Below are 234 nucleotides of genomic sequence, written 5' to 3' on the forward strand. Positions count from 1 at the left end.
TCTTAGGTGACAACGGTTGACGCCTTACATCCATGCCCTAGAAGGATGTGGTTTTACGGCGCTGGTGATAAATGCTATGAAAAAACTCATTCCAACTCATACTACAGCCGCTCATACAACAAACCCTTACTTAGGGTATAGCCGTCAGGAGTGTCGTCAATTATTGGCTAACAGTAATATTGAAAGTATTGCTTTTGGACACTGGCTTGCGATTCCTAGCCAGCAGCTATTATT

The 234-nt window shown here is 43.2% G+C and carries 1 protein-coding gene; it reads left to right on the plus strand.

The genetic code is table 11. The annotated features are described in order from the left end of the window. Nucleotides 1-16: 16 nt before the first annotated feature. Nucleotides 17-234 (plus strand): hypothetical protein (locus AAEY72_RS16410; RefSeq protein ID WP_352311759.1); only part of this gene is annotated, 218 nt, incomplete at its 3' end.

Origin of the sequence: Psychrobacter sp. W2-37-MNA-CIBAN-0211, assembly GCF_040309405.1 — a bacterium.
Taxonomy (GTDB): Bacteria; Pseudomonadota; Gammaproteobacteria; order Pseudomonadales; family Moraxellaceae; genus Psychrobacter; species Psychrobacter glaciei.